Origin of the sequence: Serratia sp. H1w (assembly GCF_000633355.1) — a bacterium.
Taxonomy (GTDB): Bacteria; Pseudomonadota; Gammaproteobacteria; order Enterobacterales; family Enterobacteriaceae; genus Chania.
The window spans coordinates 18,331-42,742 of the sequence record NZ_AYMQ01000120.1 but is presented as its reverse complement, the minus strand read 5'-3'; the positions used below and the strand labels follow the sequence as shown (position 1 = coordinate 42,742).

General features: G+C 54.0%; 26 protein-coding genes. 6 read left to right on the top strand and 20 right to left on the bottom strand.

The features are described from left to right. Nucleotides 1-57 precede the first annotated feature (57 nt). The 12 genes from U869_RS30215 to U869_RS0125505 form a co-directional block, all read right to left on the bottom strand. Complete coding sequence (locus U869_RS30215; protein WP_025119667.1) at nt 58-5,877, bottom strand: DUF1983 domain-containing protein; 5,820 nt, start codon at nt 5,875-5,877, stop codon at nt 58-60. 58 nt (nt 5,878-5,935) lie between these two features. Then, nucleotides 5,936-6,559 carry a tail assembly protein gene (locus tag U869_RS0125555; protein ID WP_025119668.1) on the bottom strand — a complete coding sequence of 208 codons (624 nt, stop codon included), beginning with the start codon at nt 6,557-6,559 and terminating at the stop codon, nt 5,936-5,938. Next, on the bottom strand, nt 6,556-7,266 hold the full coding sequence (locus U869_RS0125550) for a C40 family peptidase (protein WP_025119669.1): 711 nt from the start codon (nt 7,264-7,266) through the stop codon (nt 6,556-6,558). The genes U869_RS0125555 and U869_RS0125550 overlap by 4 nt, the downstream gene beginning before the upstream one ends. A gap of 2 nt (nt 7,267-7,268) precedes the next feature. Then, nucleotides 7,269-8,021, bottom strand: coding sequence for a phage minor tail protein L (locus U869_RS0125545; protein WP_025119670.1), 753 nt, complete (start codon nt 8,019-8,021; stop codon nt 7,269-7,271). 8 nt (nt 8,022-8,029) lie between these two features. After that, nucleotides 8,030-8,371, bottom strand: coding sequence for a phage tail protein (locus U869_RS0125540; protein WP_025119671.1), 342 nt, complete (start codon nt 8,369-8,371; stop codon nt 8,030-8,032). Between the two features lie 223 nt (nt 8,372-8,594). Then, nucleotides 8,595-10,055, bottom strand: a complete 1,461-nt coding sequence (locus tag U869_RS32795) for a phage tail tape measure protein (protein ID WP_081795968.1) — start codon at nt 10,053-10,055, stop codon at nt 8,595-8,597. Between the two features lie 36 nt (nt 10,056-10,091). Continuing rightward, entirely contained in the window at nt 10,092-10,331 is a 240-nt protein-coding gene (locus tag U869_RS0125530; RefSeq protein ID WP_071998291.1) for a DUF1799 domain-containing protein, read from the bottom strand. 62 nt (nt 10,332-10,393) lie between these two features. Next, the gene (locus U869_RS0125525) at nt 10,394-10,744 is read right to left on the bottom strand and encodes a phage tail assembly chaperone (protein WP_037408281.1); all 351 of its coding nucleotides are present in this window, start codon (nt 10,742-10,744) and stop codon (nt 10,394-10,396) included. A gap of 78 nt (nt 10,745-10,822) precedes the next feature. Then, nucleotides 10,823-11,485 carry a phage tail protein gene (locus tag U869_RS0125520; protein WP_025119675.1) on the bottom strand — a complete coding sequence of 221 codons (663 nt, stop codon included), beginning with the start codon at nt 11,483-11,485 and terminating at the stop codon, nt 10,823-10,825. A gap of 101 nt (nt 11,486-11,586) precedes the next feature. Continuing rightward, nucleotides 11,587-11,991, bottom strand: a complete 405-nt coding sequence (locus tag U869_RS0125515; protein ID WP_025119676.1) for a phage tail terminator-like protein — start codon at nt 11,989-11,991, stop codon at nt 11,587-11,589. Between the two features lie 284 nt (nt 11,992-12,275). Further along, nucleotides 12,276-12,641: an antiterminator Q family protein gene (locus U869_RS0125510; protein ID WP_025119677.1), complete on the bottom strand. Its 366-nt coding sequence runs from the start codon at nt 12,639-12,641 to the stop codon at nt 12,276-12,278. Nucleotides 12,642-12,867: 226 nt separating this feature from the next. Next, nucleotides 12,868-13,347 carry a GNAT family N-acetyltransferase gene (locus tag U869_RS0125505; protein WP_025119678.1) on the bottom strand — a complete coding sequence of 160 codons (480 nt, stop codon included), beginning with the start codon at nt 13,345-13,347 and terminating at the stop codon, nt 12,868-12,870. An 86-nt stretch (nt 13,348-13,433) separates the two neighbouring features. Between U869_RS0125505 and U869_RS0125500 the strand changes: the two genes are divergently transcribed. From U869_RS0125500 to U869_RS0125490, 3 genes are all read left to right on the top strand, one after another. Further along, on the top strand, nt 13,434-14,375 hold the full coding sequence (locus tag U869_RS0125500; protein WP_081795967.1) for a LysR family transcriptional regulator: 942 nt from the start codon (nt 13,434-13,436) through the stop codon (nt 14,373-14,375). 69 nt (nt 14,376-14,444) lie between these two features. Then, complete coding sequence (locus U869_RS31125; RefSeq protein WP_071998290.1) at nt 14,445-14,570, top strand: DUF2158 domain-containing protein; 126 nt, start codon at nt 14,445-14,447, stop codon at nt 14,568-14,570. A gap of 163 nt (nt 14,571-14,733) precedes the next feature. Further along, entirely contained in the window at nt 14,734-15,147 is a 414-nt protein-coding gene (locus U869_RS0125490) for a DoxX family protein (protein ID WP_025119680.1), read from the top strand. A gap of 46 nt (nt 15,148-15,193) precedes the next feature. Here U869_RS0125490 and U869_RS0125485 read toward each other — a convergent pair whose 3' ends face one another. The 5 genes from U869_RS0125485 to U869_RS0125465 form a co-directional block, all read right to left on the bottom strand. Next, nucleotides 15,194-16,387 carry a 3-hydroxybenzoate 6-monooxygenase gene (locus U869_RS0125485; protein ID WP_025119681.1) on the bottom strand — a complete coding sequence of 398 codons (1,194 nt, stop codon included), beginning with the start codon at nt 16,385-16,387 and terminating at the stop codon, nt 15,194-15,196. Nucleotides 16,388-16,464: 77 nt separating this feature from the next. After that, entirely contained in the window at nt 16,465-17,109 is a 645-nt protein-coding gene (gene maiA / locus U869_RS0125480; RefSeq protein WP_025119682.1) for a maleylacetoacetate isomerase, read from the bottom strand. Between the two features lie 12 nt (nt 17,110-17,121). Then, entirely contained in the window at nt 17,122-17,823 is a 702-nt protein-coding gene (locus U869_RS0125475) for a fumarylacetoacetate hydrolase family protein (RefSeq protein ID WP_025119683.1), read from the bottom strand. 30 nt (nt 17,824-17,853) lie between these two features. After that, a complete protein-coding gene (gene gtdA, locus U869_RS0125470) occupies nt 17,854-18,891 on the bottom strand; it encodes a gentisate 1,2-dioxygenase (RefSeq protein WP_025119684.1) in 1,038 nt (345 codons plus the stop codon). Between the two features lie 27 nt (nt 18,892-18,918). Continuing rightward, nucleotides 18,919-20,268: an aromatic acid/H+ symport family MFS transporter gene (locus tag U869_RS0125465; RefSeq protein ID WP_025119685.1), complete on the bottom strand. Its 1,350-nt coding sequence runs from the start codon at nt 20,266-20,268 to the stop codon at nt 18,919-18,921. Nucleotides 20,269-20,405: 137 nt separating this feature from the next. On the opposite strand from U869_RS0125465, the gene U869_RS0125460 reads away from it, so the two are divergent. After that, on the top strand, nt 20,406-21,329 hold the full coding sequence (locus U869_RS0125460; RefSeq protein WP_025119686.1) for a LysR family transcriptional regulator: 924 nt from the start codon (nt 20,406-20,408) through the stop codon (nt 21,327-21,329). Here the strand turns inward: U869_RS0125460 and smrA are convergent. After that, the gene (gene smrA / locus U869_RS0125455) at nt 21,326-21,898 is read right to left on the bottom strand and encodes a DNA endonuclease SmrA (RefSeq protein ID WP_025119687.1); all 573 of its coding nucleotides are present in this window, start codon (nt 21,896-21,898) and stop codon (nt 21,326-21,328) included. The genes U869_RS0125460 and smrA overlap by 4 nt on opposite strands. 175 nt (nt 21,899-22,073) lie before the next feature. Here smrA and U869_RS0125450 point away from each other — a divergent pair, with 175 nt between their 5' ends. Together U869_RS0125450 and U869_RS0125445 are read left to right on the top strand one after the other, a co-directional pair. Next, nucleotides 22,074-22,412 carry an MbeD/MobD family mobilization/exclusion protein gene (locus U869_RS0125450; RefSeq protein WP_025119688.1) on the top strand — a complete coding sequence of 113 codons (339 nt, stop codon included), beginning with the start codon at nt 22,074-22,076 and terminating at the stop codon, nt 22,410-22,412. A gap of 46 nt (nt 22,413-22,458) precedes the next feature. Then, on the top strand, nt 22,459-22,905 hold the full coding sequence (locus U869_RS0125445; protein ID WP_025119689.1) for a DUF1198 family protein: 447 nt from the start codon (nt 22,459-22,461) through the stop codon (nt 22,903-22,905). 27 nt (nt 22,906-22,932) lie between these two features. On the opposite strand, the gene U869_RS0125440 is transcribed toward U869_RS0125445, so the two are convergent. Together U869_RS0125440 and U869_RS0125435 are read right to left on the bottom strand one after the other, a co-directional pair. Continuing rightward, nucleotides 22,933-23,271, bottom strand: a complete 339-nt coding sequence (locus U869_RS0125440) for a DUF2002 family protein (RefSeq protein WP_025119690.1) — start codon at nt 23,269-23,271, stop codon at nt 22,933-22,935. Nucleotides 23,272-23,374: 103 nt separating this feature from the next. Then, nucleotides 23,375-24,379 carry an AraC family transcriptional regulator gene (locus U869_RS0125435; RefSeq protein WP_025119691.1) on the bottom strand — a complete coding sequence of 335 codons (1,005 nt, stop codon included), beginning with the start codon at nt 24,377-24,379 and terminating at the stop codon, nt 23,375-23,377. Nucleotides 24,380-24,412: the final 33 nt, after the last annotated feature.

The window sequence follows — 24,412 nt, the reverse complement described above, 5'->3', positions numbered from 1 at the left end:
CGCGCATAGCGGATCATGAATATAAATTAAGTTACCGTAGTAACACCTAAGATTTAATTACGACTTTACTGCAAATACAGCGATAGACTTTAAATAATTACCATTCTTAGCGGATGCTATATATTGAATCATTACACTATTATTTGCATAAAGAGGGAAAGAATAAGAATCGCTATCAGTCGCCACTTGCATACTGTAAGTGGATTTTACTGATACAGTTAATCTGCTAACACCATTGGCAAGTATGGATGCACTGGCCGAACCATAATCATAAATAGTTTGGTTATTATTGCTACCACCTGTTTCATATGATGTTGTATAGGCTGACACCGAGACAATTGGTATAAAAACCGTTCTATCAAATGGTTGAGGTGCGATCGTCACCGAGCTACCAACACTAACCGGAACTATTTTTGCTATATCTCCCTCAATCGAACTGGCAACAACACGTTCAATTGTTGCAGTTCCTTTAATGGTAACATTCTCAAGCGTCCCTGAAGTTGCTTCAATATGGCCTTTTGCAATAATATTATTAAATACAGCATTACCATTTTTCTCAATTGACCAGCCGGTTTTTTTATTCCAGTCATAGTTGTTTGACTGAATATAATCCCCGACTTTTGCGCTAGTAATCGTCCCATCAGCAATAAACGCAGATTTAATAAACGTCTGCCCATTATCTACAGCGAATGGAGAAGAGACATTACCCTCATCTTTAGTTACCAGAGCAAATCGGTCAGCACGCACCAGGAATTGTCGGTTCCCCGTGTCATCCACCCCCAATGCCAAGCCGGCAACACTGCTTTCCCCCTTCTTGCTGGTTTCAACCTTTAGCGACCAGGTTGCGGATACCTTACCGTCCAAAGTGGCTTGCGCCTGGCTCACCTGTTGGATCGCCGCCGTACTCTTATCCGCACTCGCCTTCACGTTATCGATACGAGAACTAAGCGCACCATTTGCATCCACCCGAGCCTGAGATTCCGCTATCAGCGCCGATTTGTTTTCACCAACCGCAGAACTTAGCGAGCCTAGTTGCATAGCCGTGGCCGACTGGTTGCTGGTTACCGTTTCCGACAGCGAAGTGATTGCCGAGGCATTAGCACCCACCGCAGAATTCAATGACCCAAGCTCTCTGGCCGTTGCCGATTGGTTATCGGTCACGGTTTTCGATAACGAGGTAATGGCCGAGGTATTGTCACCAGTAGCGGATTGCAAAGCGCCGATTTGCTGAGCCGTCGCGCTATTGCTATCGGCCAGCGTTTGATTCAGGGAGGTGAGCGAAGCCTCATTCACCCCGGTTCGGCTGGTCAGATCGCTAATCAACTTAGCCTGGGCGCTGTCCGTATTCACCAGCACCTGCAGTTGCTGATTGAGTTGGGCATTGTTGTCCCCAACGGTACCTGCAAGCGCGGTCACCTGCTGAGATAACGCCTTGTCGGCTTCCGCGCGCACCGTCAGTTCCGTCATCAAGCGTGCATCGACATCACCAAAGCTCGCCCGTAACTCGGTGATCTGCTGTGCCTGGGCACGCTGATCGTCCGCCATCACGTTCTGCTGGGTCTTGATCGATGCGGTGACGACATCATTGCTGATAACGTCTTCAGCCTGCTTTAACGACTGCTCAATATCCGCCTTGGCGATGGCCTCCAAAGAGCTGCTGAGCACGGCCTGCGAACCGGCCGAGTCGCTCTGCGCCTGCTTCAGTTCACCGATCGCCGCACTGTTATCACCGGAGGTCGCCGTTAATGAACCAATTTGCTCCGCCATAGCCGAGTCTTGATTGGCCAGCGTCTGTAACCGGTCATTGATGGCTGCCGTATTTTGCCCAACAGTGGAATCCAGCGAGTTCAATTGCCGGGAAAGCGCTTCATCCGCCGTAGTCCGTGCCTGCGATTCAGTGGCAATCGCGGCTTGATTCTCGCCACTGGCCGCTGCCAGACCCGTGATGAGTGAAGCTTGCGCACTACCGTTGTCCGCTAATGCCTGCAAACGCTGATTCACCTCGGCCTGATTGCTGCCAACATCTGCGCTGAGGTGGTCAAAGCGTTGCGATAACGCACTCGTCTCGCTGGCCCTGGTGGTGATCTCTTGTTGCAACTGCGCAGACACGTCACCAAAGTTCGCATCCAACTGCGTGATCTGCTGGGCCTGCGCCTGCTGTCGATCGGCGAAAACGGTTTGCGCCGTGGTCAACCGGGCACTGTTCTCGTCCAGACGCTGAACATCATTATCCTGCTTGAGCGCCTGTTCGATATTAGCCTTGGCCGTAGCCTCCAAAGCCTGTTGCAGGCTGGCCGTACTGCTTTCGGCATCGATTTGCGCCAGGCCGAGGCGGGTAATGGCAGCAGCGTTGTCCTGGCCGGTAGCCTGGATCACATCAACTCGCTGGCTTAACGCACCGTCGGCATCGGCTCGGGATTTTGCCTCCGCCTGAATAGCCGCAGTATTACTACCCGCGCTGGCTTGCAACCCGGAAATCTGCTGAGCCTGCGCCGAATCGGTCGCCGCCAGCGTTTTCAGCTGTTGGGTAACCTCTGCACGGTTCTCGCCAAATTCAGAAGTCAGTCCGCTGAGTTGTTGGCCCTGCGTTTTCTGCTGATCGGCCAGTGCCTCAGTTTTCTGCGTGACCTGCGAATTAACCTTATCCTGCTCAAGCTTGTTGGCACCGATCGTCTTGGCATTGGCGGATACATTGGACTCCACTTTAGCCAGTGCCGAATCAGCATCGGCCTGCGCCTGCTCCAGCTTGATAATCAACCCCTGCTGACTATCTGCCGTAGCTTTAACCGAACTGATGTCTTTGGCCAATGCCCCATCAGCATCAACACGCGCCGCTTTCTCCTGCGCGATTTGCGCGGCATTCCCGTCAGCCTTGGCAATCACCGCATCAAGCTTGCTGGCTAACTGCTGATCGCCATCCTGCAATTGGGTGATCTGTGAAACGACCTCAGCCATAGCCGCGTTGGTGCCACCGGTAAGGGCATCGACCTTGGCTTGCAATTCAGCATCCGCTCGCACCAGGTTGGCTCGGGTGCTGTCAATTTCCCCACGGGCATCCTTGATGTCGCTATTCAGCGTCTCTTGGGCCTGCGAGAGTTTTTGGCGGTTATGCTCGATGGTCAGGCTATTTTCGATGGCGGCTTTGCCCAGCTGCGTCAAATCCTGTTGCAGCACCTCGACGGCGTTGCTCAGATCGGCATTCCTGCCAGCCAGCTCGGCGTTGACCTTGTTCAGCGCCGCTTGCAGAGTGTCGACATCCCCTTGCAACGCATCCCTGTTCGCCTCGATATCGGCCTGCGCCTGGGCAATTTTCTCGGCCAGATCCTGGACGTTCTGATCCGAAGGCAGGCTATTGATCTTCTCCAACAGATCTTTGCCCAACTCGGTTTCGGTAATGCTTTGCGCGATTTGTGCCAGCACCACGTCTGCGCTATCCGAGGCCATCCCGCGTACAAACTCGCTCCAGTCAGAGTGGTTGCCGGTTTTGTCGGTGAATGCCGCGCGGAAGTACAACACCTGCCCGGCACGCAGGCCCTGCATGTCATAGCGGTGCTGTGGATAAGGCACGTCTGCCAGCAAACGTTCGTCGGCGAAATCTGGCCGGGTGGCTACCGTCAGGGTGGTTTTCAGGCCGTCGGCAGAGTTCTGGCCAAATCGCCAGGAAAGCTGGATGCCAAACACTACATCCCGGGTTGCCGCCAACGAGATAATCGTGGGTGGTGAACCCGCTTTCCCTGCCAGATAGCTCGGTTCGGCATGGCCCCACTGCGAGGAAACGCCTACCGCATTTACCGCTCGCACCCGCACCTCGTAGTTACCGGCATAAATACCGTTAACATCGAACCCCAGCGAAGGCGTTGCTCCTACGTTCACCCAGTTGCCATTATCTTTGCGCCACTGGGCCTCATAGTTCACCGCGCCAGCGACAGCACACCACTGCACACGCATCGAGGCAACGTTAATCCCCTGGCTGACGTAGTCGTAACGCGAGATAACGATGTTCGCCGGAGCAGGCATCGCCCCTGGTGGCGTGACGGTGATCGGCGGCGCATCCAGGCGAACACCGTTATCGATAAACTCGTATTTATCCGGATCGTGCTCAACGGCGTTAATGGCGAAGGTGCCGTCATCGTTGGACTGTACCGACACCACACGGAACTGCTGGATCGCCAGGCTGTCGGAATCAATACTCCAGACTGCTTCAGCCTCAGGCTGCTGGCGGAACGGAGCGGTCAGCGTTACGGTCAGCTTATCCGCGGCAATACTGGCGATGGTGCGAGTTTGTGCCGTGCCGTCCGGCAGATTGACGATCAGGCGATCGCCCTTGCCAAAGGTCACTTCACGATCCAGCACCACCACGCGATCCTGCGCGGAATGGATGCGCCCACCGTTTGCCTTGCCTGCCAGCATGGCATCCGCAATGCCGATGATCCGGGCTGGCAACGGAATATTGCCGTCCAGACCAACGGAAAAGCTGATGGTACGATCTTTGGCGTTACTCAGGATCGCCCAGCGTCCACGGCGGTGAGCCTCTGTCCGCCGCGTGCAACCAATGGCGGTGATTTCGGTCTGGTTGACGCCGTAGCGCTTCACCAGTTCGTTGTCGTAAGCCGCTTCTACCGCATCGGCATAATGGTTGGCCGGATCCCCCCATTTCACCAACGCCGAGGTATAGCGATTTTTGTAAGAGCCAGAGGCATAGACAAATTCGCCACCGATGACGTTAGCCCGCGAATAAACGAAATCCACATCGCGTGGCATATCTGCATAAGCAAACAACTGGTCGTTACCCCAGTAGGTAATGCCGCGGAAGATAGCAGCAATATCGCGTAATACGGTGTAGGCATCCTGCTGCGACTGGATATACACATCGCACATAAAGCGCGGTTCTTTACCTCCGCCCCCTAAGCCGTCATCAATCTGCTGATCGCAATACTGCGCGATGCTGTACAGCCCCCATTTGTCGATCTCGGCGGCGGTGATCCGATTGCCTAAGCCATAGTTTTTGTCCAGCGCGATATCGTAAAACACCCAGGCCGGGTTGTTACTCCAGGCCCACTTGAAGCTACCATCCCAATTGCCGCTATAGGTCCGCGCCAGCGGATCGTAGTTGGCCGGTACGCGGATGATTTTACCCTTCGGCTTGAGCGTAATTTTTGGCACTGAACTGAACTGCTGGGCATCGAACTCGATAAACAGCAAGGCGGTGTTGGGATAGCGGAATTTGGCGTCCACGATCTCGGTATAGGTTTGGATCTGAGTGGCATTCGCCACCCTGCCGCTGGTTGAGTCTGGGGTAATGCGCTTGATGCGCAGCGTCCAGCTAGTGGTCGCTTTCGGCAAATTAATCCGGTGATCGCGCTCGTACAGGCTGGTGGTTTTGCCCTTTAGCGTGCCGGTAACCACGGTTTTATAGGCTCCGCCGTCGGTGGAAAGCTCGATCAGATATTCCACCTGCGAGCCGTTCATATCCCCGTTATCTTCCTGCTGGAACAGCGCCGGGAAGCCCATGCGAATGCGCAGCGCATCGATATCGGTATTGGTGAGCGTCTTGGTCCAGACGTTGGTGGTAGTCAGCTTGACGTTGACCGGCGTCTCAGACTCCACATCCGGCATACCCTGGATATAGTCCTGAGTCTGGGTACCGTTACGTACCTCCCATTTCAGGCCGGTAAAGTTTTCACTGCCGTCGGGATTATGTACCGGAGTGCCATCGAGCAGGATGCGGGTACCGTCCAGCTCACCGGCAATCTCCCCTTCGGACAGCGCCAGCAGGATTTTGATTTTAGCGTTGGACTGCAAATCATCGGGGGATTCAACCGGCGTATGCGCCGATCCACCACCGCCCTTGCGCCCATGAATAAGTGTCTTTGTCATATTGCGCCCATAAAAAAAGGTCGCGAATGCGACCTGTAGATAATTGCCCTAAAGGGAGTTATTGCTGATTTTCGGCGTAGATACCGGCAGAAATTACCGCACCACCAATTTCCCGTTCGCCGTACAACACCGGCACCGGGTAGCCCTGCGCCGTGGTATTGACCGGTGAACCGAAGGCATAAGACGGCTTGTTTTCTACCGACTGGGAAGAGGACATGCCGAAGTTGGGCTGTGGTGTCATCAGTTGCATCACGCCACCTAACACCATTGAAGCTCCCATCAGTGTTAAACTGGTTACTACTGCACTTTGAGCTGCAAGTGCCGACCCCCATAGCGCCATCGTTCCACCTGCGGTAAAGAATGCCCCCACCAATGCAGCTACCCCAATCACAATTTGGAACATCCCAGCATTTTTACTCCCGACAATCACCGGCATAATGCGGATATCGGCACTGCCTTTAGAGGTGGCAAACTCGGCCAGACCGATATTTTGCGGACCATTAAAGAAGGCAAACTGCACGCCGTCCTTATGGGCATTCATCATGAATTTCTCAAAACCAGGCAACGTGATACACAGCGCGCGCAGCGCTTCGCGCGTATCCGCCACCACCAGCCGATGAGTTTTACCGAACTTTTTGCCCAGTTGACCACCCAACCGGATCAGTCTTGTTGTTTGCATCATAGAAGCTCCTTCCTGCGGACGACGCGTACCGTCCGCTCCTGAAAATATCCGCTGTAGGGATAACGCTGGCTGAGCTGGCCGAACAGGTGATGCAGCATCATGTCGTCACCCAGATAGATGCCCGCGTGATTGGTGACCGGGGCCGAAACCTGCATCATGATCATGTCGCCCGCGCGCATGGGCCCCTGAAACTCCCGGAACCCTTCGTCGTACCAGTGATCGTCATACAGGCGGGTTTTACCATCGATCCACCATTCGTGTTCCACCGAGTAATCGTTCAGCGCGATGCCGTGTTCCTGGCGATAGTAATCGCGGATCAATGACCAGCAGTCGGCATGGCCCAGCAGCCAACTGCGTCCCACCAACGGTCGCTCACCACGTGGCACCACCTCGGTATAATCCCCTTCGGGCCAAGAGAGAATGCCCCAGACAATGCCCGAATGATCGCACTGTAGGCGATCCATCTCTGAAGGGATCAGCACGGGCACATCAGGGTGGCTGTGGATGATGCGAATGATCTCGCCGTGATCTTCCGCCAGCGCGTAGTCCTGTGGCGAAATAACAAAGTTATCCAACGCGTTTTCCGCCACATTGCGGCAAGGTAGATAGCGTGCCTTGCGTCCGTTCTGCACCACAAAACCGCAGGACTCATTGGGATATTCCGCTGCGGCATGCTCACGGATGGCCTGCATGATGTCAGCCTGCATCATTACCTCCCTAACAGGTTGGAGCCTGGGAAGCCGCCAAAGGACAGAGGTTGCGCATCACCAAAGCGTTTTTTGCAAGAGGACACCCGGCCACCACAGACGTCCAACGCCGGATCGTCGATCAGTTTGTCGTCCTTATCAAAGCAGGCGCTGCCGCTGTAATCACAACCTCTGCCGCTGCGGTACCAACCGCGGATGCACCAGGTGCAAAGCCCGTGAATTTGCCGTGATGGCAGTTGCTGGCCTTGCAGATCGAACGGCGTGCAGAGCTGGAACTCCACCACGCTGTGGGTCTCGGTACTTTTGCTGTCGATATAGAACACCTGCACCCGCTCCTGCGAAGCATCGGCAAGAGCGTTCCCCTCGGGGAAATTGACCGCATCCAGGTATTTGGCAAAGGTGTCATGCACCCGCACTTTCGCCTGCACCATATCGTTGAAGGTCAGGCATAGCGAGGTCACCAGATTGCTGAGGTTGGCAACGCTGAGTCTCGGTGTTGGCTGCGAACCGTCGCTGGTTGCCGCCAGACCGGTGATCTCGTAGGGATAGGCTTCGTACTCGTTGCCCTGCCACCAGATCGACTTCGGTTTCAGCCGCTGGGCATCGTTGCCTGCCGCCGCGATCTCGGCCTGCGTGTGGGGGATATTGTGCGCATGGAAACGCATGATGGCCGCGCCAAAGGCAGTGCCATCAATTTCGATCAGTTGGATCGCCTCCCCTGGCACCAGCTTTTGCACTTCACTGTTAAATGACATGATTGCACCTATACGCCGAAGGCTTGTTCAAAGGCAAAACTCAACGCCTCCACATTGCGCGCAATCGGTGTGATGGAAATGGAATCCGATTTGACGCGAAATAGCGCTTTCTTGCCGTTGGGCGGCGTCCAGAAAAAGGCCACCAAAACGTGTTGATTTAAAAAGGTCAGCATCGACTGGGTAACGGCAGGATGGCCGGTATAAGCCAGTTGCCACTGCTGTACCGCCTGGTTCAGGCCGTTGCTGCTGACCTGTTTATAGCCGTCGCCAAACTGCGCACTTCTGACGTTATGGGCAAAGTTGCCGGTAGGCGAGGCTTGCGTTTGCCATTGGAAAGTATCGATAAGCATAAAAACTCCGAGCAGTAATAACCGCCAGTCATCGTATGGCCCCCTCACCCTAACCCTCTCCCACAGGGAGAGGGGACTGACCGAGCTATAAGTGAGCTTCTGTACCTGACCACAGCACCGCAGCAGCTCCCTCTCCTTTTTGGGGAGAGGGTTGGGGTGAGGGGAAATGAGTCAGGGTTGGTGCCAGACCGCGGTTATTACTATTGATGATTGAAAAGGGAATTCAGCGAGCCCCTGAGGCGTTCCAGATAAGGCCGCCCGGCTTGAGCTCTTTGCCCAGGCGTTCGGTGATCGCCTGATTGACGATGCCCTGCACCAACTTGCCGATACCGCCGCCGGCAGAAGAGCTATTGGGCGCATTTGATGAACCGTCATTGTTCATAACCACGGTGCTGTTAACCGTAATGCCACCGCCCTGCTCTGCCGCCAACCCGTACATTGGGGCTTTGTTGCCGACCAGCCCGCCATCTGCGTAACCACGCATCATGGCGTAGAGATTGCCAACGCCGATACGCTGGGTCGCTTCTTTGGTCATCACGAATTCACCACGGTGTACTACGCCTGCCTGATCGTATTTGCCGCCGTCACCGGTATAGCCACCGCTGGATTTGCCCGGTAAATATGATGACCAACTGGTACTCATACCCATAGCACCAGTAGCTCCAGAGCTGGCCGCACCCGCAGTTCCCCCTGTGACCAGTGATGCTGGAGGAGCAAACGCCCCCTTAATCCATCCCATCGCTGCTTGTATGGCATAAGCCACCAGCATTTGGTTGATAACCTGGACAATCATGGTGATCATCGACGTGCTAAACTCCTTAAAGTTGGCTTTGCCGGTCGTCACCAATTCGGTCAAATTGTCAGAAAATCCTTTGTGGAACGCTTGGCCAATGTTATTGAGCTCTTTATAACCATCGGTGACGCTTGCGAAATACTCCTCCCAGGTTTTCTTATCTTCATCCAGCTTCTCTTTGGTGGCGTCGCCTGCGACTTCTCCGCCCCCAACCTCAGCCAAAGCAGCAGCATCGGCTCCATTCGCTGGCATTTTGGCAGCATTTTCCGTAGCCGTTTTATTGGGATCCGCCGCAGGGAAAAAGGTTGAGTCGATCCATTTCACCGCCTTATCAACCGCAAACCCGCTAATGATCTTGCTGAATAACCCAGCAGACATCTGCAAAATAGAAGAGGAAAAGGTGTGGAAGCTAAATCGGCCGGTGGTCATCAATCGAGTGAGGATTTCAGTCAATCCTTCATGGCTGGCTTTCGCCACCTGCACCACCGCAGCAGAAATATCGGTCGCGGTTTCCACATAGCTCTGCCAGCTTTTTCTAGCGGCCTCTGCCTGTTTATCTGAAATATAGTCACTCAGCAAACCAGGTTCTTTTTTTTGCTCTTTTTTCAGTTCACCCTCAGGCAATCTACGTAATGATTTACGGATATTCTCGTATTTTATCCGTTCCCCATTAGCTGATTTAATTACCTCACCCAACTGAGAAATTAATAGCAGCCCCCTACTTCCGGAGTTCTCATTAATGGTCCGAGGCCCTAGCCTGAATGTTTTGGCCGCTTCATTAATGATGGTGGTAGCGGTAACCAAGTTGCGTGTAACAAGAGTAAAATCTTTATTGTATAGCTGCCTATCTATGACGTTCTGAGGTATCACCATAATCTGTGAGTTTGCCATATGGCCCTCCAACCAGCTTAATACTGGTGCAAGTAGTTATTTACTGTGAATGATCTTAAGTGCTGCGCTTTCCATTACGCGGATATCACTGAACGCGCTTGCCTCATCGTCCACGCCATAAAGCGTCATCAGCCAGGGCAGGCAGTTGTAATCCAACCCGCTGACGCCTCGCACGCCTATGCGCCACTGCGTTCCCATAGCCTGAAAAACCTGAAACGCAGGCCAGATATCGGGCCAGGCTACAACGATCACCGGATCATAATCGGCAGCGCTCAGGCCAAAGGCTCCGAGATCTTCAATGGCGGGCTCTGGCGTATAGAACGCTTCGGCAAGCGCTATCAGTTTTTTCCGCGTGCGGCCATCAGTTCGCGGGTAAACAGGGTGGCAATGGAATCAAACGCCCGCGGATAGTTATCCAACAACACCAGCATGTTTTCGCGATTAAATTCGTCAGGCAAAGCCCAGCCGGCACAGATTTCCAACAAGAAATCCGCCATCGGCTCATTGCTGTAAATACCCGTTTCACTCTGGTGATCCAGAGTTTCGCGCAAGGACTTTTCCAACAGTTCTAGCTGGGTACGCTTTTTATGCTTGAAAGTAAAAGTCAGCACGCCATCTTCATCTCCAGGGCGTGGAACGGAGACATCCGCCTTGAAGGTCGGGTTTGGATTTAATTTAAATTCAACCATGATTTCCTCGTATTACCGGTATTAACTGATCCCTATTAGCCCCTCGGGCAACCCAGCCTGAGGGGGAAATAGACGTGTTTAAGCAGTCACTTTATAGAACGTCATATCGCAAGACTGCACCGCCAGCGCCACCTGCACGGTTTCAACCTGGTTTACCGCGGTGGTTGGCTGCGGATCAAAAGCCGGTACCGCAGACCAGTAGCGCAGCTCCTTGGCTTTCGGCACATGCATATAGAACGCCAGCGTAACGCCATTGCGATCGGCATCTTGCAGCAGGCTGTAGATCGGCTGAGAAGCATCGTGCGCAAAGGTAAAGGTCTGCGTTTTGGCCGCCTTGAAGGTAGCCAGGTTGCGCTGACGATCGTCTTCCAGGAACTGCACCTGTACGTATTGCTGATCGCCGCCGGACTGCGCGACCTCGGTAATCTGAGGAATTTGTGTCCAGCTGGAGATCTTCTGCAAGGAGCCTTTGCCGCCACCGGCCGGGAAGAAGCTCACGTCGGTGGTATTAATCGCGCCAATAGTGACACTGGTATCCACCTGAGCAGTGATCTTGGCCACCAGGCTGTCGATCAGACCCCAGCCAGAGCGCACCAGCACGATATCCCCCACTTTCAGAGTGTGGCCGGTGGCCACGGTAAATACGGCGCCGTTAGCATTGCTGACTGCGGGGGTGACTACGCCCGGTGCTGTTGCCGCGCCAGCAAATACGGTGGCGCCATTTGGTAATGCAAAACCCATGGTAATTCTCCAATTTCAGATATAAAAAAACCGCCTGATGGCGGTGGGGTTGATTTGCCGGAAAACATTTTCCCAGCGATGTTGACTACTCTATTGTGGCATTAATACCCAGCCCAATAACCGATGGTAACCGGCAGGGTATATAATTCATCTTTGGCAATCGCCGGCAGGATATTCCCGCCAGCATTGACGTAACAGTTAAACGCCTCGTCCGCCAGTACCAATCCTCTGGGGAATAATGTGATAATATCCTCCGCCAGTTGGTAGCCCGTTTTCGCGCCAGCGCCTTTTTTGATCACAATATTAACCTGGTAATTCCCGCTGTAGGTCTGTACCTCTTGGGAAATACCTAACGCCACCGCAGGCTCGGGAGCAATAAACGGTTCCAGATGCAGGTCGTCTTGCTCCGTAAAGTTCACATTAGCCAAGGTGTATTTAATATTATTCTCATCTGCCCAGGCTATTAACCTGGATTCAAATAACTCATTGATACGCAAGGTGCTCATAGCGCCTCCAGATTTAACCCTATTGATAAGAGTGCATCACCTTGGGTTAAACCAGTAATAGCACTCTAGCTGATATAATTCGTAGCGATAAGTTTATTTAAGAAATATTTTTATCAACTGCGAAACGCAATAACCACGCTATCAATTTACTAGATAAAACTCGTAGCGAATACATTTTTATTAAATTATTTTTCGCCATTAATTTTAAATAACAAAACCACCCCGCATTGCGGGGTGGTAATTAATACAATTTTAAATATCGATTTTTTATTATCGTTAAATATTTATCTATCCATTTCCAAACGAATATTCTGGCTGACCAGACAACCCTCGATAAAACTTTCTGCCACCTGCATCTGCTGCCTGACCCGGCCTTCCGAACATTTCCAGCCGCGAGCAATAGCGGATTTGGACTGACCATAAACGTAATAACGCAAGATCAGCTCCAACTCCTCCGGCTGGCGTATGGCTTGCAGGTGAGCCACCGCGCGATCCACCACCAAGCCGTCCTCGTCACAGCAAGAAGCCTGCTGTTTAGTGCTACCCGGCAGCAGCCCTTTAAAACCGGCGGCGATATGTGAATATCCCAGAGAAGAGCTTTCCCGTGCCCACACGCCCCAACGCCCCAAAACTTGTTGTATGTCCCGCATAGTCCCCCCTTTTTTTATTGGCTCTAGTGTAACCAGATGAGGTAACACAGCCCATCGAAGGCCGTTGTAGGGAACCTCACAGGACAAGAGGCAATATAGAAGAGGAAAGATTGACGAAAAAGTGGCTGAATTTGTTGGGGTATAAATATTATAATCTATCTAACTCATTGATTACATAGACGGGCACAGCATGCGGCGCCCCTACGTGTGAGCTGGTTGGGTCAGATCAAGACATGGCGAACTGCTCAAGCACCTTACCTTCCATACGATAGCGTACCCATTCTTCCTGCGGGGCTGCACCAATGCTGAGGTAAAAATCAATCGCGGGCTGGTTCCAGTCCAGCACGCTCCACTCCAGACGTCCGCAACGGCGCTCGCAGGCAAGCTGGGCGATATGGCGCAGCAAGGCTTTCCCCGTTCCCGCACCACGGAACTTGGGTGTGATGTATAAATCCTCCAGGTAGATGCCGTTCTTGCCCAGCCAGGTTGAATAGCTCATAAAGAACACCGCATAGCCTGCCGGTTCGCCGTTTACACTACAGATCAGCGCCTCTGCGCAGGCGTTGGGGCCAAACAGGCTTTCCTCGATCTCTGCCTGGTTGGTGCGCACTTCATCGCGGGCTTTTTCATACACGGCCAGCTCAATGATCATATCCAAAATCAATTTGGCATCGGCCTTTACCGCCGGGCGGATTTCAATCGTCATCATGTTTCCTAAAAAGAATGGACTAACCTGCTTGCCAGCATAATACCCAGCCAATATTGTATGAACTGCATTTTCATCAACAGATAATGAATATTATGCATCTGGATTTACGACGTATCGATCTTAACCTGTTGCTGGTGTTTGAAGCGGTCTATCGCCTGCGCTCCGTCACCCGCGCCGCTTCAGAGTTGGCGCTGAGTACCTCTGCGCTCAGTCATGCTCTGAGCAGGCTACGCAAGAGTCTCTCCGATGAGCTGTTTTACCGGGTAGGTAACGATATGCTGCCAACGGTATTTGCCGAAAGCCTGGCCCCGGCAATCGGCGAAAGTCTGGCTCTGTTGACCAAAGGATTAAACCCACGCCCACGATTCGTGCCGGCAACCAGCCGCGAAACCTTTACCTTTGCTATCACCGATTACACCGCCTTTGCGGTGTTTCCTGCCCTGATGGCACATATGCAGCATAAGGCTCCCCACATTTCATTTCAGCTTTGCTATTCGGAACGCAAAGTGGCGTTAAACGATCTGTTGGCAGGCAAGATTGATTTTGCTCTGGGCTTTACCGAAACCACTGACCAAGTCTATCCAGAAATTGAAGAGATAGACTGGCTGGAAGATGAGTATGTGGCGATCTGCGCCCCCGGTTTTACACAGAAATATGGCGAACTGACGCAGGAGCGTTATTTACAGGCTCGGCACGTTGTCGTCACCCCCTGGAATGAGGAAAGAGGCGTAATCGATTACCAACTGGAGCAACAAGGGTTGCAGCGGGATATCGCGCTGAAGACCCCTTCTTTACTTGGCGCACCCTTTATCATTGCGGCCAGCGATCTATTGATGAGCATCCCGCACTTCGCAGCAAAACGGTTACAGCAGGCAACCCCTCTACAAATCCATCCACTGCCGTTCCCGGTTCCAGCCTATAAAATCAAAATCTACCTGCACCGTAAAAATGGTCGTCCCGCCGCCTGCAATTGGCTGAAACAGCAACTGGCCGAGCTGGCAACAGGTTCCAGCGCCCCTGTGTAACGAGCCGATTGAGGAATGCCAGCGACCTCCTATACTCAGTGTTTCCCCCAGCAGATCAGGAGCAGAGAAATGTCATTTACCGTAGGTGATTTTGTACAGCGTAAAACCGGTGGGCCAAAGATGACCGTTATCGACGAGGACGGAGAAGCGTTGATCTGTAGTTGGGTCGAGCTGGGGGTAGAACAGCGCACCTAAGTACAGGCCAATGAAGTGAACCTGTATCACGAAGACGATGACTTCGGCGTCTGTTGAAATCCCGTTAACTCCCTTACCCGGCCTCCCTAGATAAAATGTGAAGTTGATCTACTATTTACCAGGTACAGCAACCTATTTTTGGGTAGTGGCAAAGGGGTTAACAATGAGCGAAAGTGTAAAAGACGGCACCATTCTGTTGTCCAGAATTCTGCTGATGATCCTGTTTCTAATTTTCGGTTGGATGAAGCTCACCAACTTTGGTGCCACGGTCACGGCAATGGAAGGTTATGGTACGCCGATGCCATACCTGGCCGCCGTGATCGCCGTGGTCGTGGAGTTTATTTTTGGTATCTTCATTGTGCTGGGGGCCTTCACCCGGCCGATAGCCATCATTTATGCGCTGTACGTGCTGGGCACGGCCTTTATCGGCCATCAGTTCTGGCGCATGACTGGGGCAGAAATGATCGGCAATGAAATCAACTTCTTTAAAAACATCAGCATTATCGCCGGCCTGCTGCTGCTTGCCGTCACCGGTGCTGGCCGTTACTCGCTGGATTATAAGTGGTTTAAACGCTAACATCCCTCTATGGCGGCGTCGCAATACGCCGCCATTTCTTAGCCTCCTACCGGGGTTGCAGGCAGTTCTCTTCTTTCCAGCCATAGAGCCATTCCAACGCACGGTAGAATTCTTCCTGCGATTTGCCCTGCCACAGCAGATTACGCACCGAGCGCTCGACGCCTTTGGCGTGATATAAGCGCCCCATTTCACGGGTAGACCAGACAATACGTGCCGTGCGCGGAATACGAACCGACTCGTACAGCGCAAAAGCTGCCGCAAAATCTCCGTTGCAATGCGCGATGGCTTCCCCCAGCGTCACGGCATCCTCCAGCGCCATGCAGGCCCCTTGCGCCATATATTGCGCCACCGGATGCGCAGCATCACCGATCAATGTCACGCGTTGGTTACCCCATTGGCTCACCGGCTCACGATCGGCAGTCGCCCATCGCCGCCAGGAGGTTGGCTTATCCAACATCTGGCGTGGACGCGGGTGGATACCGGCAAAATAGGACAGCACCTCCTCTTTACTGCCATCGGTAACACCCCACTCTTCCGCCTGACGGCTGTGGAAGGTCACCACCAGATTATATTGCGCTCCACCGCGCAGTGGATAATGCACCAGGTGGCAATGCGGCCCAGCCCACAGCACCGGCGCGTTTATCTGCAAATCTTCAGGCATATCCGCCGCGTCTATCACCGCGCGATAAACCACATGTCCGGTCACTCGTGGGCTATCATTCAACAGCGAGGCGCGCACTACTGATTTCACACCGTCGCATCCCAGCAAGATATCGGCCTGATAACGGTTGCCCTCACTGTCAAAAACCTCCACATCGTGCGGATTAATACGGATATCCACCACCTGGGTCGAGGTTTTATAACTCACCAACGGATTCGCCAGTGCCGCCTGCCAGACAGCATCGTGAATATCGACGCGATGGATCACCGCATAAGGGCCACCAAAATGCTCGCGGAATGCCTGTCCGGTATCAATACGCACCACTTCATGACCATCGACCGCATCCATCATCGAGATATGATCGGTAAACACCGCCCGCTGACGGGCGACTTGCCCAGCCCCCAGGCTATCAAGTGCCGAAAAGGCGTTAGGACCAAGCTGAATACCTGCCCCAATTTCGCCGATCTCATGGGCGCGCTCCAGCAGCAACACCTTGATCCCCTGTTTCGCCAAAGACAGCGCCGTAGCTGCGCCACCAATCCCACCGCCCACCACAATTGCCGTTGCCTGTTTGCTCATGATATTTCCCCAATGTTTGCCCTACGCATTTCAAGCCGCCATCAGCAGCAGAAAATTTGTCAGGTCTGATTATTGTTTTAAGCCGGGATAACGTCCTGCTGCTGCTCGGGCGCAGCAGCAATAAATGCCGCAAGCGCATTGCAGGCAAGATAAACCCTGGCGCAGCGAGGATAAGCCGACAAATCACATCCCATACGTAACGCATTGGCCCACTGCGGGATCAGACAACAATCCGCCAAGGTTGGAGCGTGGCCTACGCAATAGTCGCCGGAGTTGGCTTTCTCCAGCAGCTTTTCGACGGCAGCCAGCCCCTGCTCAACCCAATGGGCATACCAAGCTTTCTTCTGGACCTCCGAAATCCCCAGTTCATCGGTCAGATAGCGCAACACGCGCAAATTGTTGACCGGATGAATATCGCAGCAAATCGCCAGGGCGATCTCCAGCACCGTAGCTCGCGATCGTTCCTCCTGCGGCAATAACGGCCGTTGTGGGTAACGGCGATCGAGATAATCAATAATCGCCAGTGACTGACCCAACGCCAGCCCGTGCTCATCCACCAGCGCAGGAACCAACCCGATGGGGTTCAGTTGTCGATAGGCCGGGTTCAACTGCTCACCTACGCGGATATTGACCGCCTCACTCTGGTAATCCAGCCCCTTTAAAGCCAGGGCAATACGTACCCGATAGGAGGCCGAACTGTTAAAAAAGCTGTAGAGCTTCATACTGGCCCCCTGTCAGGCAATAGTGACCTGGATTGGCGTCAACCCTGCAACTGCGCCGTCGATCCGATCCCCCCTAACCACCGGGCCAACGCCTTCCGGAGTGCCGGTATAAATCAGATCGCCCGGTTGCAGTTCAAAGAAACCGGACAGATAGCTGATGGTTTCCGCCACCGACCAGATCAGATTACCGATCCCACTGCGCTGATGATCCTCGCCGTTTACCGTCAACCAAATCTCTGCCTGATCGATATCTTTCACACTGTCTGCCGGATGGATGGCAGCGATCGGGGCAGAATAATCGAAAGCTTTGCCAATCTCCCACGGGCGCCCCATCTTGCGCATTTCCATCTGCCGATCGCGGCGGGTCATGTCCAACCCAGTGGCATAGCCGAAAACATAATCCAGCGCCTTTTCAACCGGGATATCGCTACCACGCTTGCCGATAGCCACTACCAATTCGATTTCGTAGTGATAGTTGTCGGTTTGCGTCGGATACGTCAGCGTCAGGTTTTCCCCAACGGCTACCGGCACAACCGCATCCGCGGGTTTGCAGAAGAAGAATGGCGGCTCACGGTCGGGATCAAAGCCCATCTCACGCGCATGTGCCGCATAGTTACGGCCGACGCAATACACGCGGTGTACCGGGAACAGGCTGTTGCTACCGACGACGGGAACGGCGGTGATGGCTGGGGGAGTAAACAGATATTGGCTCATAGTGATTTTCCTTTAATGATGTCGTGCAAATTAACCCCGTGCTTCACGCAGCAGCCCGAGCGCTTGCTGAACAGGCCGATCGGAGAAGCTGAACAGCACGCTTTCGCTGCGGGTAACAAAGCTGAGCGGCTGCCAGGAAGGAACGATGAAGATATCTTTGGCGGAATAGGTAAATGTCTGGCTACCGATGGTGACGGAGCCTTCCCCTTCCACCACATGGTAAATCGTACTGTCCGTAGTACGGATCTTCGCGCTACTGAACCCTTTGGGCAGCAGTTGCAGGAAGGCCGCAATGGTTGGCATCGGCGAACCGCCGGTGGCTGGATTGACATAACGCAGTTTGATGCCTTCACACTCATCTAGCGGGCCATTGCGCAGCAGTTGGTCCAAGGCTTCACGGCTGCGGTCATAGCGATAGTTGAAGATCGGCGACGAGTTGCCAACCTGATGGCGCATGGGCAACATATTGGCCGCATAGCGCGGCTGGTAGTCATTCTCCGGGCGAGTCACCGGCTGTTGCTCTTGTGGGAAGCCTTCGGCGAACGCACAGCCGAGATAGTTTACCAACGGCAAATCCAGTCCATCCAACCACACCACCGGCTGCTCGCCCGGGTTGCCGTGATCGTGCCATTGCCACTGTGGAGTCAGGATAAAATCCCCTGGGTGCATGGTGGTACGCTCACCATCAACGGCGGTAAATGCCCCCTCGCCTTCAACAATAAACCGTAGTGCCGATTGGGTATGCCGGTGGCTGGGAGCGACCTCGCCGGGCATGATCAATTGCAAACCGGCATACAGCGATTGTGTAATGGAAGATCTGCCCCGCAGCGCCGGATTTTCCAGCACCAGAACCCGACGGATCGCCTCTTTGGCGCCAATCAGCTCCCCGCTGCGCAGCAGGAAAGGCCGAATTTGCTGATATTTCCATAGTGCGGCTACGCACCCCGCGTTAGGTACTGTGGTAACCAGATTGTGCAGAGACTCCCACAGCGGCGTGAGATCCATCGCGTCGATTTGCTGATAAAAATCGGCTCGTTGCTGCATTACTGCCGGTGTTAATTCAGACATCACATGCTCCTTTGGATTATCAATACTTCATCTACGGGCGATCTGCGCTTTGGCAATCAGGCGGACACTGCGCACCTGGCTGAACAGCAAGGCCAGAGCGATGGCGGCTAACAATGCCGGGATGGCGATAAACATGAAAATGGTGGAAAACGAGAGGTTAAACGACAGCATCACCCCACCGCCGAGCGAGCCGAAAATCGCCCCGCAGCGGCCAACGGCGTTGGCCCAACTGACCCCGGTGGCGCGGCATAAGGTTGGATACAGGGAAGCGGACAGTGCATTCAGCCCCACCTGTGAACCGCTGATCCCAATGCCCGTCCCCAGCACCGCAAAAGCCATCCCCCATAGCGCTCCTTCCGAAATGCTGATCAGTACGATAAACAACGCGCCGATGGCGTAGCTGATCGCCAGTACCCAATAAGGATTGCGGCGATCCATCAGTTGGCCGATGGCGATGGCACCAATCGTGCCGCCGACCTGGAACATGGCGGTGATCCATGAAGCGTGCTGCAAATCGATACCGCTGTTATTGAGCAACGTTGGCAGCCAACTAGACAGCAGGTAGACGATCATCAGGCTCATAAAAAACACGCACCACAGCAATAGCGTGACGGGTAGTACACCGCGTTGGAACAAAGCCGATACCGAACTTTTCGTAGCCGGTTGTTCTGGTAGGTAGAACGTGACATGGCGGTAATCCTGCCCAGTGATCCTGTGCAGCAAGGCTGCGACCCTATCCGGCCGACGATTGCGCAGCACCAGATAGCGAGGAGATTCTGGTAGTGCGAAACACAGCACCACCAGCAAGGCCAGCGGCAACACACCACCAATCACCAGGATGCCTTCCCAGCCAATCAAGGGGACCAGTTGCGCACTCACCACCCCACCCAATGCCGAACCGAGGGTAAAACCGCAGAACATCAGCGTCACCAACCCCGCCCGCCGCCGTTTGGGCAAAAACTCCGAGGTCAGGGTAATGGTGTTCGGCATCGCGCCGCCCAACCCCAAACCGGTCAGGAAACGCAGCCATGTCAGCGTATTCATGTCGGGTGAAAAGGCGGACAGCAGGCTCATCAAGCCAAAGAACGCAACGCAAAACTGCATGACCTGTTTACGGCCAAAACGATCGGCCAGCGGACCAAATAGCAGCGCACCGAGCGTCAGGCCGAATAAACCGGCGCCGAACAGCGGGGCCAGATGAACCGCATCCAACAGCCACTGCTGGCGGATAGCAGGAGCGATGAAACCGATGGCGGCGGTATCAAAGCCGTCGATGGTGACCACTAAAAAGCAACATGCCAGCACACGCCACTGAAACGCCGAGACTGGAGCTGCATCAATTACATCCTGGATATTAAGCCGACGAGAAGGATTCATGACTGATTGCCTCATTGGATATAGGGTCTTTTGTTATTTTTGTGATGCGCGTTGCTAAGTTGTTAATACTATGTAGGAGGCTAATGTGAAAAGATAATGGCATTTCCGCCCTAGCGATAACCTGGAGGTTATGACAAATGGCAGACTGGACTCAGCGCCTTAAAATCCACCACCTGCGCCTGTTGATGTGTCTCGGTGAGCAAGGCAACCTGACTCAGGTGGCCAAGATGATGAATATCACGCAGCCTGCGCTGTCTAAGTGGCTGTCAGCTTTGGAGGAGGATGTCGGTATCAGTTTGTTTGAGCGTCACAGCAAGGGGCTACGCCCCTCTGAGGGTGGGAAACTGCTGCTGGAGCACGCGCGGCGTATCCTTAACGATCTCGATCGCTCACGTGAAGATATCATTCGTTTCAAACAAGGGGGTCAGGGCAGTCTGTTGATCGGTTGCTCTCCGGTAGCGACCGACTGCGTGACACAAGCAATTCTGGCAGTGGTTGATGATTACCCTAACGTGCACCTGCAAATAGTAGAAAACGTGATGACGCCACTGCTGCAAAACCTGCTGGCGGGCAAGATCGATGTGGTGGTTGGCCGTATTGGTGGCCATGCCCTGCAACTGCCGCTCAACTACCGCGTGCTGTATACCGAACCGGTGTGTTTCGTCGCGCGCACGCAGCACCCGCTGGCCAGCCGCAGCAGCATTGCCTGGGAAGAACTGATGGCCTATCGCTGGATCGTCTGGCCAAGCGGCACGCCGATCCGCGTCAGTATCGACAACGCGCTGGTGGAACAAGGCGTGATGCTGCCCAGCGATCATATTGAGTCGGCATCAATGAGTGTGACGTTGGGCATGACTCAGAACAGCGAGATGATTTCCATTCTGTCATGGCGGCTGGCTGCTCGCTATGCTGCTCAGGGCCAGCTCACTATTTTGCCGCTCCCCCGTCTAGAACAGAAAGGCAGCGTCGGAGTGTTCTGGCGCAAGAACGACTTTCCTTCCGACGTTCTGCAACGTTTCCTCAATCATTTGATCAGCGATGCTGCCGGAGATGTCGCTTAACGGCTATGTTTGGCGTGGCGCTCGAAGTTATCGGCCTTGGCCGCGGCAGACTTACGCAACGTCACGTAGCACGCCCCTTCCCCACCGTCGCGCGGCAATGCCCGGCAAAATGCTTGCACCTGTTCAAACTGCCCCAGCCATTTCGCCAGGTAGCTGCGGATGATATTCGGATGGCTTTGATCCGTGCGCCCGCGGCCATGCACGATCAGCAATGAGCGCAGGCTGTCTTTCTCCGCCTGGATGATAAAGCGGAACAGCGCCTGACGGCAGTTCTCCACCGGTTGGCGCAGCAGATTCAGGCTGAGTTGTGGCGGATAGTGACCGTGACGCAGTTTGTCCAGCACGCCCTGCTGAATGCCTTCACCCTTGAATTCCAACGGCGTATCGCAGGGAATGATGTCGAGAAAGCCGGTGCTGAGGAAGTTCTCCAATTGCAACGCCTGAGCCTCTCGGCGCGCCCGTTTATCGACGGCATCCTGCGGCTTGAGATACAGCGTTTGTTGCCCCTCGGATAACGGTGTCACATCGGCCATCGCCTGTTCAAAAAAACCTTTCTCTTCGTTGCTCATTACGCATCACTCTCGGGAGATTGCTCTAACAGGGGGATCTTCTAGTGCGGAGAATGGAATGATTGTAAGACGCTTTACCTTGGTTGCAAGTAAGGAATTAACGGCAACGGGTGAGCTTATGAGCGGTTTTCGCTATACTGCAGACCATTATTGAGTGCCGCAAAGGATCCAACCCATGAATATGCGCGAGCTGGAAACCCAGTTTCAGAATGCAATGAATGAGTTACAAGCCAGCTTCGAAAAGCAGCACCGGGAATGGCAACAGGACTACCAGGCTCTGCAACAGCAGTTGGCCGAAGCGCAACGGCGTGAAACCAAGTTGCGTATGCAGAATGAACAGCTGGTAAACAAACTGAGTACCGCCAGTTCGGTGCCGGAACAGCATGCCCTGGTCAAGCAGATCAAGATGCTGGGCGCGCACCTGGATGCGCTGGCAAAAGATGCCGCTACCTTTAATCGCCATGTCCATAACCAACCACGGGCCGCAGACAATTTCAGCGGCGAGCAACACTGACAATTTCGGGCGCGTATGTTGCGCACCAAGACGGTAAAAATCATACATGACGTGGATCATCATCGCCGCCCTGATCGTAGTTTTCATTATTGGTTATCGTGTCCTGACTTCCGACACCCGCAAGGCGATAGATTCACTGGCGCATTTGCTGAAAATAAAGCCGATGCTGGTTGAGTCCATGCTGCAAGAGATGGGCAACCGCCATAGCCAAAGCTTTATCCGCATGTTGAACAACGGCTACACCGAAGAAATGCATCAGGCCGCCTATCTGCTGTTTATCTACCTGACGTTTATCAAGCAGGCGGATGATGAGCAGATTGGCCTGTGGCGGGAAACGCTGATACGCGCCGGGCTTTCGCCGGAGTTACATGCCGAGCACACCGAAGCGGCACTGTTTTACTTTGCTGAGTTGGATCTGGATGCGTTTGAGCTGGCGCAGTTCCGCCGTGCCTACAACGAACGCTATAACCGGGAAGCACTGCCCAACTGGTGAAGCTTTCCCCCGGCAACGGGGGAGAGTTTACAGGAACATGCTGTAGAGATAGCGCGAGAGCGCATCGCGGGAGCTGAAACCGTGGGGAATGCCATAACGTGCGTTGGGCATATCGCCGCTTAAATCCAGCGGGAACTCAAGATATTGTTCGCTGGTACGCACCGCCGCGGTGGGGGTGGCAAAATGGATACTCTTCTCTTTCAGCGCCGGGTGGATCACCAACGCCATTCTGCCCATCCGCGCTTCGCGATTCACATAGACATAATGCTCGCCCTTGCGAAAGCCGTAGGCCTGATCGGTGACATAATCACGCTCAAAACCGGTACTCTCTAACACCTTAGCCACTTCATCCGGCCGTAAATACATCGATTTCTCCTCTCAGTTCTGGATAGCCAAGCGACCTTACCGCAATCAGGAGATGAAACAATTAATTTATCGGTATGTATTCTGGTTTAGGAATAATCTGTGGCTATAGGTCCTCCAACTGCCGTTTACGCCATTCACTGGGGCTCATCCCCTGCACTCGCAAAAACTCACGGTTAAAGTTGGACTTGGTGCTGAAACCGGCCTCCAGCATAATTTCGGTCACCGGGCGATCGCTGTTGCTCAGCATCAGGGCCGCTTGCTGAATGCGTAACTGATTGACGTATTGGGATACGTTCATCCCCGCCTGTTGGTTGATCGCCTGAGAAACTTTGCGGGCGGGTATGCCCACCTTACGCGCCAACCGGGCCAGATTCAGCGCCGGTTCCAGATAGAGATCGTCTTGCCGCAGCCGTTGGTTAATCCGCTCAAAGCAGCGTTCGTCATCCTCTGTTACGGCTTCTGCATCCGTGGCTGGCTGGGGCACCTCCTCAGATTCGGGCTGCTGGCGTTCACGGCCAAGTACCAATCCGACGCCCACGACTACCATCACATTGCCAAAGGCCGCCAGTGCACCCGCATGGCTCCCGGCAAACAGCGCGTAGTCCAGATCAATCGCCAGTTCGGTAAAACCGCAGACGATCAACAGGCCACCTAAGCCACACCATAAGCGATAGCTCAACCAACTCTCCGCCAACGGCACCTGCTGTAAGGCATTCTCTCCGCGCCGCAGGTACAGCAAGATAGCCGCGCCGTAGCCTAAATAGCCGATAATGATCAGCCCATCCAATGCCACCAACGCTTGCCACTGCGCCAAGAGCACCAATAGCGGAAACGCCAAATGCCCAACGACGCGCCACCCCATCGGCCCACGTGCGTGCAGCATCAACACCAGATAACACAATGGTGGGATCAGGGCGGCGCCCAAAGGTTGCAGCGGGGCAACCCAAGGTTGCTGATAGCCAAAGCGGATCCCTACCAGCAGGCTTTGCCAGGCGCAGATCAACAGCAACAGCTGTAACAACCAACGGCGAGGCTGCGGCCAACCAAGACGTACAATCAACGCCAGGCACAACAGACTGAACAGAAAAGACAGCGGGATAAGCGGCATGATACCTCTGTGATTATTCGGCAACGACCCAGT